Here is a 17,689-nt window from a genome sequence, read left to right as displayed (position 1 = left end):
GCGGTACCGTCATTTGGAGTATGAGATTTGTAACGGATACTCCCGTGAGAGTGAAATTCCCCTCTGTACGGGGACTCTTTGTTACAATGCTCCTAACGTTGTAGGACTTTTTTTGTTAATCTGCATCCCACGTCAAAACGGGGTATGTTTAAACGTTTTGTCGTAAGGTATTATTCGAGGAATGGGTTCCTGGAGATAGGTATATGGGTATACCGCAAACGGCCCTCCCGGGGCAGACGCCGCAAGGCGTACGGGAGGGCCGTTACTCTTTTCTTCGCTTGTACTTAAGGGATTGGTGATGGAGGCTTATTTACTTCCTCTGACGATCGAAACACCTCCCTTAGAACTCTGATATATGGCAGTCGCTTTTCATTTCCTGAATCGAGCAAGCAGATGTTGCTTGGTGTTGCTCGTCGTGTTTCTGGGAGTGAGGAGTTGGGCCGCGACGGGCTATGTGCCATCGAGTCCGGATCCGTTTCAGGAGCCATGGCGGTGGCGGAATTTGGGGATTTTGGCGGACGAGGACCTTACTTGCATATCGCAAGCTCCGGACGGGGCGTTGTGGATCGGCAGCGCGCAGAGGATTTTCCGCTACGATGGTTTGGCTGTCGAGGAGCAGGATTGGATCGGCCAGAAAGGACCGAGCGGGATAAAGGACATTTTGGCGGTTTCGAACGACTCTGCCTATGCGCTGACCATCGATACGCTGTGGTTTTTCGAGAATGGGAAGTGGCGGACCATTCGTACGGGGATGTTCAACAACTCGTGGGAGGGCTCGTTTCTGGCATTGGCCGACAGCGGGGAAGTTTGGGCGGCTTCGCGCAGTGGCTTGTTTCGCGTACGCGGCGATGCGGTGACGCGGATTTCTGCTCTCAGTTTGAATCTGAGCTCCTTGGCGATCGATCGGGACAACCGCTTGTGGATCGGCGAGCGAGTGAACGGGCAGATTTCGGTGTTCACGTTTCGGGAGAATGGAGAGCTCGACCTGGCGTCGCGAAAGGTTGTTCGCGAAGGGGATGAAAGGGTGCGGGATTTTCCGCAGCTTCACGCTAGCCGATCGGGGGGGATGTTCGTTTTTGGCAATCCGATTGGCGTCAGTTATTTTTCGAAGAGTCTGGAGGAGGACCTGAATCGACGGCATTCGCTCGACGGGGTGCGCCGGCCGATTCGCAGCGCGGCGGAGACCGAGTCCGGCCAGCTGGTTTTTGCGGATCGCAAGAGTGTTTTTAGACTTATCGACGGCGAGTTGGATAAGCTCGGTCTCGGCGGGTTTCACGGAAACCGAGGTCTTTATCGTCCGGCCATCGCGCATCAGCTTCAGGATGGTTCGATCCTGCTCGGTGGGGTGCGGTCGCCTGTTTACAGCATTGATTGCGCGAATACGGCCTGGAAGAGCTACCTCGATCTGAGCTTCCAGGCTCGAGCTCCGAATGGGGACAACTGGTTCTTGTCACGCGAGGGGCGTGTGGTGCGTCAGCTTGCCAGAAATGGTAAGTGGATGAGCTACGGGCTGGAGGACGGCTTGATCGATGCTCCGACCGCGGTGCACGCCTCGAAGGATGGGCAGATTTGGGTATCCGGTGGCCATGGGGGAAAGTCGGCAGTTGCGTATCAGCCGGGCAAACGGTGGAAGCGCGAGGTCTTCAGGAACATGGGGGGATTTTTCGGGCACCTGTCCGTCTTGGAGCTGGAAGATGGCACGATGCTTTTTGGAACGGGCGACGAGGTGTTTGATACGGAGGAAAAGAATGCGGGGCTCGTAGCGTTTGAGAAGACGGATGAAGGCTACCTTGCTTCACGCTGGGATTGGCCACGGGCACCGCGGCGGATCGCCAATCTGACTCACGACGGAGAGTCGCTTTGGTTTGGCAGCTCTAGTTTGTACCGGAAGGGGACTGATTGGATTGAGACGGTGGTGCCTGATGACTCGGGTGACGAGAAGTGGGTCGACGATGTCGCCACCGATTCCCAAGGGAGGCTTTGGGTTGGGATCTGGTCGGAAGGTTTGTTTCGCTTGGCGGATGGAAAGTGGCGTCGCTTCTCTCAGGAGGATGGAATCAATAGTAACGGAATCGTTGATCTGCTGAGCGACGACAAGGGGCTTTGGGTGGCGACGGATAGTGGGATCAGTCGCTATGACGGGCGAGACTGGGTGGACTTCGCTTTGCCGACGGGGCTTTATTTCGAGAGAGAGTCGGGATCGCTCAAGCTCGCCCAAGAGGGGGAAATCTGGGTCAATCGCACGCCTCGCGACTGGCTGTTTAGGGGATCGAGCTTTTCGATGCCTGCAGAGGTGGTCGAGGACTTCGAGTTTATGACGGTTGGCCGTGTTGCCGAAAAGGTGCCGCCCGTCGCTCGGATCGAGAGCGTGAGCGAACGTGTTCTGGAGGATTCGGTGGTGCGCGTTTTTTGGAAGGGGAGCGATCCTTGGGAGATCACGCCTTCCGCGTCGCTTGAGTATTCGTACCGGGTCAATGGCGGGCGTTGGTCCGGTTTTCGTCGAGGAGGAGGAGCGGTTTTGCGCGGATTGGAAGCGGGTGAGTACACGCTGGAACTGCGCGTGCGGGATTTGAATTGGAATATCGGTAAAGCGGAGTCGGTGGCTAGCTTTGTGGTCGTGCCGCCGGTCTGGAAGCGTTTCTGGTTCCTTGGCCTGGTTTTGGTCTTTTTCGCTTTGATCGTCTTTCTGATCGTGCTGCTGGTGAGGGCCCGCGTACGGCATATGCTGGAGATTCGCGAGTTTAAGCTGTGGTTCTTCACTCAGATTTCGCACGAGATGCGTACGCCGCTCTCGGTTATTTTGGGGCCGATCGATAGTGTGTTGGAGCGTATCCAAGACAATCGGACACAGGAAGATATGAGGATGGCGAAGCGGAACGCTCAGAAAATGCTGCGTTTGGTGGATCAGCTCCTCGAGTTTCGAAAGGTGGAGATGGGCGAGTCTCACCTTCGCCTGAGCCGGTCGGATCTCGCTTTGTTTATCAGGGAAGTTTTCGAGGCTCACAGACCTTTGGCGGAGGAGCGAGATCAGTCGTTTGTCTTGAAGAGCGATCTTGAAAGCTACGATGCGTCTTTTGACCACGACAAGCTGCAGAAGATCGTCGACAACCTTTTGTCCAACGCGATCAAGTACACGCCGGAAGGTGGGGCGATCGAACTTTCTCTGGAAGCGAATTTGGGGGATAAGGCCGGCGTTTGTATCGAAGTAAAGGATACGGGTGTGGGCATTCCGAAGGAGGAACGGGAACAGATCTTCAAGCCATTCTACCGCGTTAAGCGGAAGGTGCAGACGGGAGTGCAAGGTACGGGAATCGGTTTGGCTTTGACGGGGGAGCTTGTGGAAGCGATGGGAGCTACGATCTCGGTCAAGAATAACCGCGACGAGGCGAGCGGGGAGTCGATTGGTTCCGTGTTTACGGTGGTTCTTCCATTGAATCAGGAGGCAGGGGAAAGCGACTTGGCTCCTGTGCCGGAGGAGGTGGAGGCCGAGCGTCGCGAAGCTGAGGAAGTGGAGTCGGCTTCTGCTCCATCGGCGGAAGAAGGGAAGGCGACGGTGCTGGTGGTGGAGGACAACGACGATGTGCGGGCCTTTTTGCAGCGGGAGCTGGAGGGGGAGTTTACGGTTGTGCAAGCGAACAATGGGCGGGTTGGCTTCGACTTGGCCAAGGAGTCGGATCCTGATTTGGTGATCACGGATGTGATGATGCCTGAGATGGATGGCACGGAGCTTTGCCGCGCGTTGAAGAGCGAGCAAATCACGAGTCACGTGCCGGTGATCATGTTGACGGCTCGACGCTCGAAGGAGCATGAGCTGGACGCTCTTGAAACGGGGGCCGACGACTATCTGACCAAGCCAATTGAGGTACCTATCCTGAAGGCTCGCGTGCGGAATCTTTTGAGTAGCCGCGAGAAGTTGCGGCAGGACTTCCGGCGTCAGATTTTAGTTAAGCCGAAGGAAGTGACGGTTAGCAGCCTGGACGAACAGTTCCTGGAAAGAGCGGTGCAAGTGGTGGAGGATCACTTGTCTGATTGTGATTTTACGGTGGAGGAGCTCGCTCGGATCATGCGTGTGCCGCGTATGACCTTGTTTCGGAAGTTTAAGGGTATCCTAGGACAGACTCCGAAAAAGTTCATCACTTCGATGCGTCTCAAGCGGGCGGCTCAACTGTTTAAGACTAAGCGGATAACGGTATCCGAAGTCATCGTACAGGTGGGCTTTAACGATCTGAGCTATTTTGGCGCTTGCTTCAAGAAGGAGTTCAAGAGGACCCCGACGCAATATATCGAGGAATGCGAGAAGGAGCGCACGCTTCAGGCCTAATGAACTGTACCGATTGTAACAGGGGATTGCTTGAACTAAACGAAATGCGTTTCTGTGCCTGCGTTTGTTACAAAGATGATAACGCAGGCTCGTCTCTTTCCTTTATGATGGCGGGTCCTGATGGAAAGCTTCGCGATCGGAGGCTCGAGCTCACTGCAAATTAGAATGAAAACCACCTGCAAAATCATAGCTGCTGTATTCGCGCTCTGGAGCGTGTCTGTCACTGCGTATGCGAGCGATGAGTGGCAGAATCTGTTTAACGGAGAGGATTTGAGCGGCTGGACTGTGGTGAAAGGCGGCAAGTACTTCGACGAGAATTCGCTCGATGAGGAGAGCATCTATTCGGTCCACGACGGCTCGATGCGGGTCTACCATGGGGCTCCCGATGGGTCGGTTCAGTACAAGGCTCTGATCACGCACGAGAAGCAGCTGAGCGGGAATTTCCACTTGCAAGTTGAGTACCGCTGGCGTGAGGGACGTTATATTCCTAGGTCCGAGTCGAAGCGAGATGCGGGAATTCTCTTCCATGTGCACTCGCGAAATAATCAGATCTGGCCGAGCTGCCTCGAAATGCAGTTGGGTGACGGCCAGCCTGGAGAGCGCAATGTCGCGGGGGATTTGTGGGTGAGCGGGAAGACGCTCGCTGATGTGAGTAGTCGGGATGGCTTTTTCAATCCGGACGCTCCTTCGGAGGCGAGAGGGCATGGGATGCGTCGCTTTAATTTGACGAGGAGGCGCTCGGAGAAGCCGTTGGGCGAATGGAATACGGCTGATATCATTGTCTACGGCAGCGCTCGTGCGGAGTTTTACTTGAACGGCAAGTTGGTGAACGAGGTGCGCAACATGCGAAAGCGCGTCTCGTCCGGGGCTTGGGCTCCGCTGGCTGGAGGCCGCATCGCGTTGCAGGCGGAATGGGCTGAGATCGAGTACCGTGTGGTGCGGGTTCGTGAGCTTTAGTTGCTCTGGCTAAAGGCGGTTTCGATCTGGGAGAGACGTTCTGCGAGTTCGCGTTGTTGGCGACTGAGGGCGGTCTGTTTTGCCCAAGAGATGACGTTTAGCGCGTCTGAGTTTTTGTTGGCGTTGGCTAGGGCTTGAGCGAAGGCGAGGGTGCCGGCTGGGAATGGCAGCATTTCGGCACTACGAAGGACAGGGGGAACGGTCTCTCCGGAAAGGCGGGCTAGCGTATTGATGTGTTTGTTCGCAGCCGCTTTGTCTCCTGTTTTAAACTTCATGGATGCGGCCATTAGGTGGGAAAAGCCGTGCTTGGGGTCGGCGGCGATCGCTTGGTCTAAAAAGGTGATGATTGTAGGTAGCGGATGTCTTCCCAATCCTGATACGGCGAGATTATAGTAAGCGTCAGCTGCTTGTGGACTTTTTTGGTTTTTCCAAAGGTTTGCCGCTTTTTTGAAGTAGGTGAGCGCAGTCGAGTTGTCGCCAAATTTTTGATACTCCTTCGCGATTCGGTATTGATATGAAGCTGAATCCCGGTGGTAGGAAAGGCCGGCTAGCAGGACTTGGATCGCCTTTGCTGGGTTCTCTTCTTGCTTCGAGTAGATATTGGCAAGTTGCAGGCGTAGTGACTGCTGTTTCGGATCCAGGCTTAGACAGTGTTCTAGTGCTGCAGCCGCTTGCTGGAATTGGTTGGCGCTTCGGTAGTGTTGAGCGAGGCGTTGGTGAGGTTCGAGGAAGTTGGGAGCGATGGCGCTCGCTTGGATTAACAGCTCAACGGCCTCGTTGGCACGACCCTGCTGTTGATAGATCTGGCTTAGGTCCAGCATGGACTGAACTGAGTTGGGCGTTTCTTCGATGAGGTCCTCGTAGATTTCTATCGCTTCTTCGGTTCTTTTTTGAGCGTTGAGCGCTTGGGCGAGGTTGTATTTGAAAATTGGATTGTTTTTTGTGGAAACAAGGTCGTAGCGAGCCTGGGATTCCTGGAGGATAGCCCAGTCGCTCCTTTTTTCCAGGAGTACTTGGATGGCGACTTCTCCCATCTCGTCATAGGAGTTGAAGCCGTTTGTCACGCGTACCGGGGGAGAGGATGGGTTGCGGATATTGTCGGCGGAGTTGTCGTACGAGTAGCGCATCACGATCTCGGAGCCTTGGGGGAGGGTGACTGGTTCTTGGTAGCGGTAGTCGCTCTGCCAATTGAAATCCCAATCAGGGATTCTGAGCAGCCAATCCTTTTCTCCTTCAGGAGACTCGATCCAGATGCGCATGTCTTTGCCGAGGAAATGAGCGTGTGGGAAGATGCCAAGGGCGTGTGTGGTGATGGGAAGGGTGAAGCGTTCTTCGATTTCGTAGTTCTTTTCGCCCGGCGGAATATCGATCGCGTTTGCTCGTAATTGAATTACCATACTCATCTCGGTAGGCGGTTCATCGGTGAAGTAGAGACCAATGCGAGGAGCGATTTGCTCTTCTTTTCCACTCGGCAGCATGTGGAGCTGAACGACGAGATCTACTCCTGGTGTGAGCGGGAAGGAGGTGCCGGGATAGGTTTCGTAGGGCACTTGCCCGGGAGTCCAGCCGATAAGGTGTCCGAATGGGCGAAGGGCACCTCCGAGATCCATGGACTCGTATCCAGGAAGTGGATCGGCGGCATCCTGCATACGAGAGGCAGGGGTGGGATCGAATGCGATCACGGCGTGGTGTACTGCAAGACGGGACTCGGGGAGGAACTCGAGGGCTTTAAGGTAGCGTTTTTCGCCGATTGGGATCGGCATGACGAAGTTGCGAAACTGGTCCATGCCTTCCGCGGAAAGCGTGTAGGCTTCTTGCATCTCAATGACCAGATCGGGTTCGCCGTAGGTCCACCCGTCTTTCTGGATGGGAACGGCTGGGGCTTCGGCGAGATTGCCCGCGGGGCGTCCGGCTCCGTGCCAATGGCGGAGCAAGGCTATCTCCTCGTCGCTGATGGAGCGGGTATCTTTGAGCTTGGGCCCGTATCCATGAGCGGGCATCCAAGGGGGCATAAAGCCGTCTTCAAGCACATCGAGAATCTGTTGGGATCTGCGGCGAACTTGCTCGTAGCTCGTGAAGCTAAAGGGGCCTACGCCATTGGGATTGTGGCAGTCTACGCAATTTTCGTAGATGATAGGGGCGATGTCCTTGGCGAAGGTGGGCTCGAGGTCGCTGGCAAGGGCTGGTAGGGCGGGCAGACTGACCGCTAGCAATGCGAAGATTTGTTTCACAAAATGGGAGCTCTTGTTTCTAGAAAAGCTGCGAAAGGATCTGGGCACCGTAGGCTAATTGGTGAGGACCCCGCTGGGGAGCGTTTCTTTTGCTGTGTTCTTGTCGACTTCGACAATCTTCAAGGAAGGGGATCGGTTGGTAGCGATGGGTTTTCCCGATTTGCTAAAGAAGAACAGGTCGCACTTCGCTCCTTTGGGTTTGAAGGTCGGAACCCGTTTGCTGAAGCGGACTGTTTCGATTGTACCGTGGCGAAGGTTGCCGATGTGTGCTGCTCGTACCAGAACGCCTGCTGGGATTTTGTTACTCTTTTTTGTGTAACGTTCCGGGTAGTGGAGAATCACTGCGCAGAACACATCGCTGAGATCCAGGTTAGGGCTTAGTTTAGCTCTTACGAATATCGTATCCGCCTCGGAGTCATCGTCGTATTCACCGGTGGAGATCATCTCGTTTACCTGGGCTTCGATGCCTGCGTGAGGGTCGAGCGAATCTTGGATTGCCTGTGAGGCGCGAAGCTGTTGCTTCCAGGAAGCGAAGTTTAAATTCGCTTCCTCGATTTCGATGAACGCTGTGGTGAGGGATGGCGCGAAGCTTAGCGAGCAAGAGGCGCTTGTCTTGGTCTTTCCAGTTTTTGCCCCGTCTTCGTAGTGGATGTGCTTGGGGGTAACTTTCGTCACAGGGAATCGTCCCTTCTTCGTAAACACATTCAGCTGTCCGCCGAGGAAATGGTAGGCGTCTATCTTGTCCTCAGCGGAAATGCTCGAATGTATAAACAAAGAGGATACGATCAAAACACATACAGCACGGAGTTGGGGCATTGTCTGAAATGGGGCTTGGGTTAATCTTTGTCTTTATCTTCGACCCAGCCGTCGTCCGACTCGTCGACTTCAACCTCTTTGAGTTTCCGGAAGAGGTAGCGGACATCTCGAAGTCCGCCGATGAAGAACCAAACACCAATTATGATGGCAGCGCCAGCCTGAATGCCCAGGTGCCATTTCCACCAGACGGTCCATTGTTCGGTGGTCATGCCTGAGAGCGTTCCGACAAAGAAGGCGAGAGCTCCTAGCAGGATCCAGCCATAGGCTCCGTAGTAGATGATCTTGTCCCAAGTGCTGAACTCGTGGTTGACGCCTAGAATGCGAGCGAAGAAGGAGCGCTTGACGTTGTCGCCTTGTACTTGGTCGGACTCGACGGCGTACTTCCCGCGGTGCAGGAGTTTGTCCATGTTGAAGGTCTTGCCCTTTGAGGTCAGCATGGAGACAACGAAGTAGACTGTGAATGCGATCACGGAAGCCCCGACGCTGATGTGGTAGCCATGGATTACGATATCGCCGATCGCGAAGTCGTCGCCGAGAGCCTGTTTAACGAATATTCCAGAGACAGCGAGAGTGCTTCCTGTGATCAAGCCTGCCCAAGCGGCGGCGGTGGTGCCTCGTTTCCAGTAGAGTCCGCCTATGATCGCGCAAGAGGCTCCGCCTACATAGATGGCTCCGGTGACGGCAAACCACATGTGGATGTAGTCTTTGAGGGTCCAAATCGAACTGAAGAGGAAAGCGAAGGCTCCGATGCCGACGATGCTGAGGCGGAGGTACTTCAGGTGCTGTTGTTTAGTAAAAGGTTTTTTGCGGAACGGCATAACGACGTCCTGCAGAAAGATGGATCCCCAGGAGTGGTAGGCGGAGTCGTCGGTGGAGACCGCCGCTCCGATCATATAGACTGCGAAAATGCCGATTAGCCCGACTGGAAGCATGTGAGCGAGCGAGATTGGAACCAGCATCTGAGATTGTAGATACTGTTGGTCGATCGAGTTGATCGTTTCGGCGATCACCGCTTGGTCGGCAGCGTATTCAGGATTCCACAACATGGTGTAGGTGCCCATGGTGATGGCGATGGTACCCATGGTGATGACGAGCCAACGCCAGCCGTAGAGCATGCCGCCCATGCGGCTTTCGTGCGGGCTCTTGGCGGCAGTCAGGTATCCGGCGCCGCCTTGCCAGGTGCCGGTTTGCAGGATCATCTGGAAGATGCGCATGGCGAAGTAGGCGATGCCGAAGTCGGAGAACCCTTCGAGTTTGAGAGGGTTCATGACCGAGGCCCCTTCGGTGCGTTTTACCTTTTCTAAGATGTCTGGAGTGACTGAGGGATCGATGTTTTCCGAATTAGCCATGGTTTCGATCAGCTGGGTCCAGCCGAATTTCCAGGCAACGAAGACGATGAGGGAGATACATGCGATGCTGCCGATTGTACCTTGGAGGAAGTCGGTGACCATGATTGTGATTTGGCCGCCCGCGATCGCTAGCGTGACTGCTCCGCCGATCATGAGCAGCATGAGAAGGTGGTAGGTCGACCAACCGATGCCGATGAACTCGAAGTGCGTCGGCAAGGCGAGAAAGTACATGAGGAAGTTCGCCGTGACCATGGGGAAGACCGCGCAGTTGAGCAGACCGGATACGAAGGCCATGCAACCGGCGAAGATACGGAACTTTCGGCTGTAGCGTTGCTCGAGGAATTGAGCCATGGTGAGCACGCGTGTCTGGCGGTAGCGATAGATGACCCAGCCAGTCATCATTAGTAAGGTGACGACAGGGGTACGCAGCATGTCCCACCAGTACCCGGCGATCCCGTTTTGGTAGAAGCCTTCCCAGTCGGCGACGTTGCCGATGGCGGAAGCGAAAGCCATGGAGCCGGCGACGGTGAGGAGGTAGCGCCCGGCGAGTCGCTCGGAGGAGAGAAAGCCAGCCACCGACTTGGTCGCTCGGTTCGTCTTGATGGAGATGTAGATCAACGCGAGGACAAAGGCGCCGATGATGAACCAGTCTATGAAGTGCATATACGGGGTATTGGGAGGATTAGGTTAGATTTGAGGCAGGGATACCAAAAACGTGCCCCTGGGCGTTGCCTGGGACACGTGAAAGTCGGGAATACGTTAACTAAAGTTTTCGATAGTTTGTCTTAGTCCATTTGTGGTCGACGTCGTAGGTCGAAGGCGGAGTGCTGAGGTCGCCCTTGGCTTCGGCCACGAGCTCCGCACACTTGGCACGCATCGTTTCGAGGACGTCCGCGTAGGCGGGATCGGTCGCTAGGTTGACCGCTTCGTATCTGTCAGACGCTATGTGGAAAAGCTCTTCGTAGACCACTTCTTCACCGGTAATGGTTGAAGTCAGGCTCGTCTTGTACTTTTGACGCATCTCGTCAGTGACCGTGTAGAACATGTTTTTGGGCGTGCGTTGGCGCATCTCCAAGTTGTCATTCGCGAAGTAGCGGATGTAGCGGTATTCCGCAGAACGGACGGTTTCGCAGCGAGGGTTGCCGAAGATGTTCGACCAGAGGTTCTCGCCGTAGGCGTATTGGCGCCAGCTGGCGTTGTTGCCTCTTAAGAGGGGAGATAGGTCGGACCCTTGCATGGTATCTGGAATGTCGATACCTGCCATGCTGAGGATGGTTGGGGCAACGTCGACGGAAAGGACGAGGTCTTGGTTCCTTTGGCCTTGGTGGCGGGCAGGAAGGCGCGGGTCGTACACGATGAAAGGTATTTGCAGGTTTGTCTCGTAGCAGAAGGACTTTCCGCCGAGGCCGTGCTCTCCATTAAAGATGCCGTGGTCGGACCCGTAGATGATCACGGTGTTGTCGGCGACTCCTAGCGCTTCCAGTTGCTTGCGGAGTTTTCCGATCATGCGGTCGATTCCGGTTATGGCCTGCATCTCGCGGATGTTTCGCTCACGAATGGTGGCCGGCTCGTTGACGTAGTCGTAGTTGACCTGCCGGAGTTGGGCGAGATGGACGTCCGCTGGAAGTTTGGGGTCTTTTATCTCGTTGTGCGGAACGTAGTGGGGAGGGAGAGGGAGCGTGTCCTGGTATTCCCGATACGCTGTCTTGTAGAGTTCGTCGTCGCTCTCGCGCTGTTGCATGTTGCTCGCTCCAGCTCCGTGCGGAAGGTTGAGGGCGATGGAGAGGCAGAACGGCTGATCGTCGGGACGCGAGCCTAGGAATTGGATCGCGTTTTCCATGAAGGCTTCGTTGGACTCCGGATCGAGGAAGGCGAGAGCGCCTTCGGTGACGATCTCGATTTGAGTGTCTTTCTCTGCGTTGTCGAAGATCTCGTGGCTTTCCTTGGAGTAGAACTTGATGTGATGGTGCCCGGCGTACCAGTAGTCGAAGCTCTTGTCCATGAGCCCGGTGAAGTAGCCTTTCTTTCCGATGGGGAGGTGGTTCTTGCCGATGTAGCCTGTGAAGTAGCCGTTTTCGCGAAGTATGACGGGGTAGGACTTCGACCAGGCTTCGTCCGACATGGAGGTGCCGGAGTTGAAGTTGATGCCGTGCTTGCGCTCGTACTGGCCGAGCATGTAGCAGGCGCGGCTCGGTGTGCAGATGGCGGAGGTGACAAAGGCTTGGTCAAATATCTGGCCTTCGGTCGCGAGGCGGTCGAGCTCTGGGGTTTGGACGATCTTGTTTCCCATGTATCCGACCGAGTCCGCTCTTTGGTCGTCGGAGAGGATGAAGATGATATTGGGGCGGATTCCGGAACCTTCGCTGGATAGCTTGTCTTTCGCTGAATACGCGAAATTTGCGAAAAGCAGAGCGGCTAAAAGGGGGAGTGTGAATGACTTTCTCATGAACTCAGGGGTGATTTGCAGTGATTAAGATGAGCCCGCTTTTAGTGAAACTTTTCCCGTGATCGAGGGGAATATGGCGAAGGTGAATAATCTCTATTAAGAGGTTCAAAAAGCCCATTTGGATACGAAAGGAAGGCGGCTTTGTAGGGAGGAACTTTGGAGTTCGCTAGTAAACGTTGGACGGGGTGTATGTTTACTAAAGTCGATCTCGGCGGGCCAGCCAGTTGACAACTGAACCAGTAAACTTTTCTTAGGTGTTTAGTGGATCCGTCCTAAACTTTTGGATCTTTCGTTTACCCCTAATCCATCTACCCCTGAACGCTCCGAGTGGGCGACTCGCTTTTCTTCCCTAATTATGAAACGTCGAACGACGCTTAGAGATGTGGCCGACGCGGCCGATGTGTCGATGACGACGGCGTCCTTCGTGTTAAATGGACGGGGGAGTATTTCCAATTTGATCCGCAGTCGCGTTTTGCAGGCGGCTAAGGAGATAGGCTATCAGCCGCGTCAAAAGCAGAAGGAGATCATCAGGGCGGAGTCGTTTGCGATTTTGATCGATGTATCCGATGTGCGGAGACCGGCATGGGAGTTCTTCGATCCGATTATTCAGGGAATCGTATCGGTGTTTACTTCCTTTAAGAGGACGCCGGTTCTTATTCCGTACAATCAGGAAATGGTTGCTCAGGAATTGATGAGCCAACTGCATGCGATCGATTGTCGCATGGTGTTCACCTTGGAGTGCGCGGATCCGGAGTTGATCGACAAGCTGGAGGCGCAAAACATCAAGGTTGTGGCGATTTTAGACAATCGATTGGAAGGCGAGTATCACACCGTTTGCCAAGACGACATGCAGGCAGCCTATATAGGAACCAAGCATCTTATCGAGAAAGGGCATCGGACGATATGGATTGGTGAGAAGAGTTCGCCGAACGCGCCGATGCGTACCGAAGATCGGTTTCATGGATACAGGCGAGCGCTTGCGGAATCGGGTATCGAGTTTCAGCCGCATTGGCATATTTCGTTCGAGGGGCCTTGGTCTCAGGAGTTTAGTAAACTTGCAAAGCGTATCTCGAAAGGGCCGAACCCGCCGACTGCCTTGTTCATGCAAGGCGACAATGCGGCGAGGAACCTTTTGTTGTATTTGACTGCGGAGGGGATATCGGTCCCGAGAGACTTGTCAGTGATCGCACATGGCGATGTATTGAGCCAGGAGGAAGGGGACCCGTTTGCCCTTAGTACTATGAGGTTGGATACGCGGGCGATTGGGCAATTGGCGGCTCAATCGATGTTGAATCGTATCCGAAATAAGGAGGATGAAATGCCGAAATCTGTTCGCTTGTGTTCGCAGCTCGTGGATCGGGGATCGGTTGTGTCGGTGTAAGTATTTTAGGCGATACTTCGGCGCATTCTCGTCGGGGTGTCTTCGAGTGATTTTCAGGGTATAATAGTTCAGTCAGTATTGTAGATTAGCTCCTCTCAAAGTGCTTGAGAGGAGCTTTTTTGTACGCTTAGGGCTTCCCCTCGCTTTTGAAGTTCCCACTTTTGGGGAGCGTTTATAAGTTGTTGGATATTAGGGGTAAGTAGCCTTTTTGAGTTGTTTAGTTTTTGTTACAAAATGGGAGCTGTTACGAGATTTAAGGCAAATTAGGGAAGCTTTCGGCTATTATCAGAATGCCTTTTACCCCCTCGTACATCTACGAGATCGGCTAACCCCAACTCAGGTGAGTTTTCTCGCTTCGACATTTCTCGATTAGAGACGCTAATCTGTATCCACGTTTAGGATTCGATGTGTTTACCTAGGCTTGGATTGTGTGGCTGGTTTGCTGGTTGCGTTTTACCGAAGGGGTAGGGGTGAAACAACTACTAGTAAACAAATGCCAACAATGGATAGAAATATAATATTCAGTAAACCCATCGGGCGAATCCCAACCTTTGTGTTAGGGCTAGCCTTGTCGTCGGTTCCGCTCTCGCTTGCCCAAGACGATGACGAGTCTGACGAAGTGTTCGAATTGAGTCCTTTCGTGATTACAGGGGAGGAAAATGTCGGATATCGTGCTACTTCAACCCTTGCAGGAACGCGTATCAAAACGGAGATGAAGGACTTGGGATCCGCCATTCAGGTGGTCACCGAGGAGTTCCTCGAAGATACTGGAGCTACAGGCGCGGAGGATATTCTTCTGTACACAACCGGTACCGAAATCGGTGGTCCGGACGGAAACTACTCGGGAACCAACGTAGGGGATGGCGCTCGCTTCAATGATGATGAGGCGAGACGAAATCCGCAAGCAAGTGCTCGTGTTCGCGGTGTGACTGCGCCAAACTACACGCGTAACTACTTCTCAACAAACATCCCTATCGATTCGTATAACACGTCTGGGATCACCATTAGTCGTGGACCAAACTCGCTGCTGTTCGGTCTTGGATCAGCGGGTGGTGTCATTGACAACAGCGCTCGCATGCCGGTCATTGGTGAGGAATCCAATAAGCTTACCTACCGCTACGGAAGCCATGGTTCGAATCGTGCGACATTCGATATTGTGCGTACGGTTATCGAGGATCGTTTGGCTGTAAAGGTTTCGGGCTTGTATAAGCAAACGAACTACCGGCAGGAGCCAGCGTTCGATCGAGATAAGCGTGCTTACTTCGCTTTTACTGCCAAGCTGTTTAAGAATGAAGGCGTAGAATGGCTGGGCGCTACCACTCTCCGTGGTAACGCGGAAGTAGGTGAAGGTAAGAGAACTCCGCCTGCGTCCTTGGTTCCAGGTGTATCTTGGGAGTCTTTCTTTGTGCCGCCTCAGGATTTTCGCCCTTACAACGGTGTCGACTACCCAGGTTTGGGTTATGATGGATTCGCTGCGAGCTGGGAAAAGTGGGGGACTATCGATACGCGTGAACAGCCGGACGGAACTCCTGGATACAACGAGAATTCGACTGTTCCTGGCGAATTCCCTCTCTATTCCACTCCGTTCTTCTTCACTTCTCCCATCACGATGTTCCAGCAAGATGGGTCAGTGGCGATTGCTCAGGACGGTTCAGGCATCGGTGGCTTCGCGAATTGGGCGAATAAGCAGCCGACTCCCAACGGAGCTTCTCACCGACCTGACTTGTTCGTCAACACGCGTGCTTATGAGGAAGGTAACCAAGGCCTCGCCTTCAAGGCTCCGTCGCTACCAAGTCGTGACATCTTCGACTATCGCAACCACCTCTTGACCGGCGGTCTGCAGAACGTCACTCGCGACTTCGATGCGCAGACTGTGTTCTTGGAGCAATCGCTATTTAACGGTAAGGGCGGTGTCGAGTTGGCCTTTGACCGTCAGCACTACAATACCGAATACTATCAGCCGTTCGGTGGCGGAGGCCGTGCCCACAGTATCTACATCGATACCAGTGAGTACTTGATTGGCGGAATGCCGAATCCGAATGTTGGGCGTGCGTTCATCACGAACTATTACACCTTCGATTCGGATGAGAGACGTGTCACTAAGCGTGACAACCAGCGTCTGACTGCTTACTATGAGCACGACTTCTCCGATATGAATGAAGGCCTTGGCAAGTACCTTGGTAAGCATCGTTTTACCGGTCTCATTCAAACCGAAGAGCGTCACAACATTAACTCCACTTGGGGTAAGTTCGTCGATGGCGTCGGGTTCACCAGCCGTGGAGGTAATGACGTTGGCTGGGGCCGTATGGTCGCGCCTCTGTACTACATTAGCGGTGATCTTCGTGGCGTCGAACAGGAAGACGTTCGTCTGTCGGCGTTGCCATCAAATACGATCCAAGACGTGACCCGCTTCTCGGCCCGCTATCTATTGGATCCGAATAACTCTCACAACTTGGATGAAAACGGAAACCCGATGCTAGATGGCGATGGAAACGTGATTCCAGGTTGGGAGGATCGTGACTTCCGCATTGTGCGCCGCGCTCGCGGTGGTGGAACCGATTTGCTAGAAGTTGATAGTGAAGCTTTCGCTTGGCAGTCTTACTTCCTCGACGGTCATGTCGTTGGCTTGCTTGGTATCAGAGATGACGAGGTAACTACTACCGGACGACTGTCAGACAATGAGGTCCGCGAGCTCGGTATTGAGCCTAGATTCCCAGGTAACGAAGTAAATCTCGATGCCCGTCACATTCTTGGTGAGCCAAATCCTTCCCAGGAAGCGACTACGAGGACGTACAGTGTTGTTGCTCACGCGCCCCGAGGCTGGGTGGAAAACCTTCCTGTATCCAGCGTTTCGGCGCACTGGAGCGAGGCGGAAAACTTCCAGGCTATTTCTCAAGGTCGTGACAACTTCAACAACCTGATTGGTAACCCTGAGGGTGAAACGACAGAATTGGGCTTCAGTGTTGGTTTTGCGGATGACAAGTGGTTGCTTCGTGTTAATTACTTCGAGACCACTCAGATCAATTCCAGAACTGCGAATGGACCTAAAAACAGTTCAATCAGCTGGCACCGCAACTTCCTCAACCGTTGGCAACAAGGTATAAATGACGGAATCGAGTGGAGCGCCGACAGCCCGAACGATGCGGTCCGCCAGGCTGCTCAAGCTGGATGGACAAGCTACGATCACATCATTTCGGATATCATATCGTTGCAGCCAGAGCCTGCTAGAAGCCTCTACGACTACGCTCTGAACGATGATGGTGACGAATGGGTTGCTCAAGGCGAAGGTATCCAAGGTTTGGTTGCGACTCGTGAAATTTCAGCGGAAGGCTGGGAGTTCGAGCTCGTGGGTAATCCGACTGAAAACTGGCGTGTATCCGTAAATGCGACACAAGTTGAAGCGACGCCGACCAATACGGCTCAAGCTCTGCAGGATTACAGCAACATGCTCCTTGATAACATGGCTGCCCTAGGAATGGATAATCCGCTTATCCTCGAAGGTGCTCAGAGCATTGTTGGCATTAAGGAAAGATGGGGCGCTTCTGTTGCCACTCCAGTGGCGGGCATCCGTGCTCGTGACGACACCAACTCCCAGGAGTTGCGTGAGTGGAGCCTAAGAGGTGTTTCGAACTATGTATTCACAGATGGTCGCCTCAAGGGAGGTTCCATTGGTGGTGCAGTTCGTTATTCTTCCAAGGTTGGTATTGGTAACGGGCTTGTATTTGACCAAAACGGAGTGCCTATTCCTGATGTTAACAATATCTTCTACGGGCCAAGCGAAACGAGCGCTGATATGTGGGCTGCTTACTCCAAGAAGATCACCGACGACATTAATTGGAAGATCCAGCTGAATGTGCGTAATGTCATCGGCGGTGGTGACGAAACCATTCCGGTATTCGCTAATCCTGACGGAAGAAAGAGAATATACCGTGTTGCCCCAGAGACCTCTTGGTTCCTGACCAACACGTTTACTTTCTAGTAAGTAAATTTGATCTGATAGTTTTAAATCATTGGCCCGCGAGCGAACGCTTGCGGGCCTTTTTTTGTGGTTATCCGATAAGGCTCTGAAATCGCCTACAAACACCTACCTTCCGCACATTCCAGTTTAGTGAACCACCGATTGAGACGATCTGCACCGATAGGTTTACCCAAACGTTTCACAAATTGATGAAACGGAGGAACCGCGAA

8 protein-coding genes are annotated in these 17,689 nt (G+C 53.8%); 4 read left to right on the top strand and 4 right to left on the bottom strand.

Annotated elements, in window-relative coordinates; genetic code table 11:
• Positions 1-355 precede the first annotated feature (355 nt).
• Together JIN87_RS00320 and JIN87_RS00315 are read left to right on the top strand one after the other, a co-directional pair.
• Entirely contained in the window at positions 356-4,321 is a 3,966-nt protein-coding gene (locus JIN87_RS00320) for a hybrid sensor histidine kinase/response regulator transcription factor (protein ID WP_200353500.1), read from the top strand.
• A gap of 165 nt (positions 4,322-4,486) precedes the next feature.
• Positions 4,487-5,278, top strand: coding sequence for a 3-keto-disaccharide hydrolase (locus JIN87_RS00315; protein WP_200353499.1), 792 nt, complete (start codon positions 4,487-4,489; stop codon positions 5,276-5,278).
• On the opposite strand, the gene JIN87_RS28675 is transcribed toward JIN87_RS00315, so the two are convergent.
• The 4 genes from JIN87_RS28675 to JIN87_RS00295 all read right to left on the bottom strand — a co-directional run bounded on the left by JIN87_RS28675 (position 5,275) and on the right by JIN87_RS00295 (position 12,120).
• Complete coding sequence (locus JIN87_RS28675; protein WP_200353498.1) at positions 5,275-7,509, bottom strand: tetratricopeptide repeat protein; 2,235 nt, start codon at positions 7,507-7,509, stop codon at positions 5,275-5,277. The genes JIN87_RS00315 and JIN87_RS28675 overlap by 4 nt on opposite strands.
• A gap of 54 nt (positions 7,510-7,563) precedes the next feature.
• Positions 7,564-8,325, bottom strand: coding sequence for a hypothetical protein (locus tag JIN87_RS00305; RefSeq protein WP_200353497.1), 762 nt, complete (start codon positions 8,323-8,325; stop codon positions 7,564-7,566).
• Between the two features lie 20 nt (positions 8,326-8,345).
• Positions 8,346-10,337 carry a sodium:solute symporter family protein gene (locus JIN87_RS00300; protein ID WP_200353496.1) on the bottom strand — a complete coding sequence of 664 codons (1,992 nt, stop codon included), beginning with the start codon at positions 10,335-10,337 and terminating at the stop codon, positions 8,346-8,348.
• Positions 10,338-10,437: 100 nt separating this feature from the next.
• Complete coding sequence (locus JIN87_RS00295; RefSeq protein ID WP_200353495.1) at positions 10,438-12,120, bottom strand: sulfatase-like hydrolase/transferase; 1,683 nt, start codon at positions 12,118-12,120, stop codon at positions 10,438-10,440.
• Positions 12,121-12,475: 355 nt separating this feature from the next.
• Between JIN87_RS00295 and JIN87_RS00290 the strand changes: the two genes are divergently transcribed.
• Both JIN87_RS00290 and JIN87_RS00285 read left to right on the top strand, forming a co-directional pair.
• Entirely contained in the window at positions 12,476-13,501 is a 1,026-nt protein-coding gene (locus JIN87_RS00290; RefSeq protein WP_200353494.1) for a LacI family DNA-binding transcriptional regulator, read from the top strand.
• A 502-nt stretch (positions 13,502-14,003) separates the two neighbouring features.
• Positions 14,004-17,480, top strand: coding sequence for a TonB-dependent receptor plug domain-containing protein (locus tag JIN87_RS00285; RefSeq protein ID WP_200353493.1), 3,477 nt, complete (start codon positions 14,004-14,006; stop codon positions 17,478-17,480).
• The last annotated feature ends 209 nt before the right edge of the window (positions 17,481-17,689 follow it).

The organism is Pelagicoccus mobilis (genome assembly GCF_016595505.1).
Lineage (GTDB): Bacteria > Verrucomicrobiota > Verrucomicrobiia > Opitutales > Opitutaceae > Pelagicoccus > Pelagicoccus mobilis.
The sequence above is the reverse complement of the archived record's forward strand: the minus strand, read 5'-3'. Positions and strand labels throughout refer to the sequence as shown.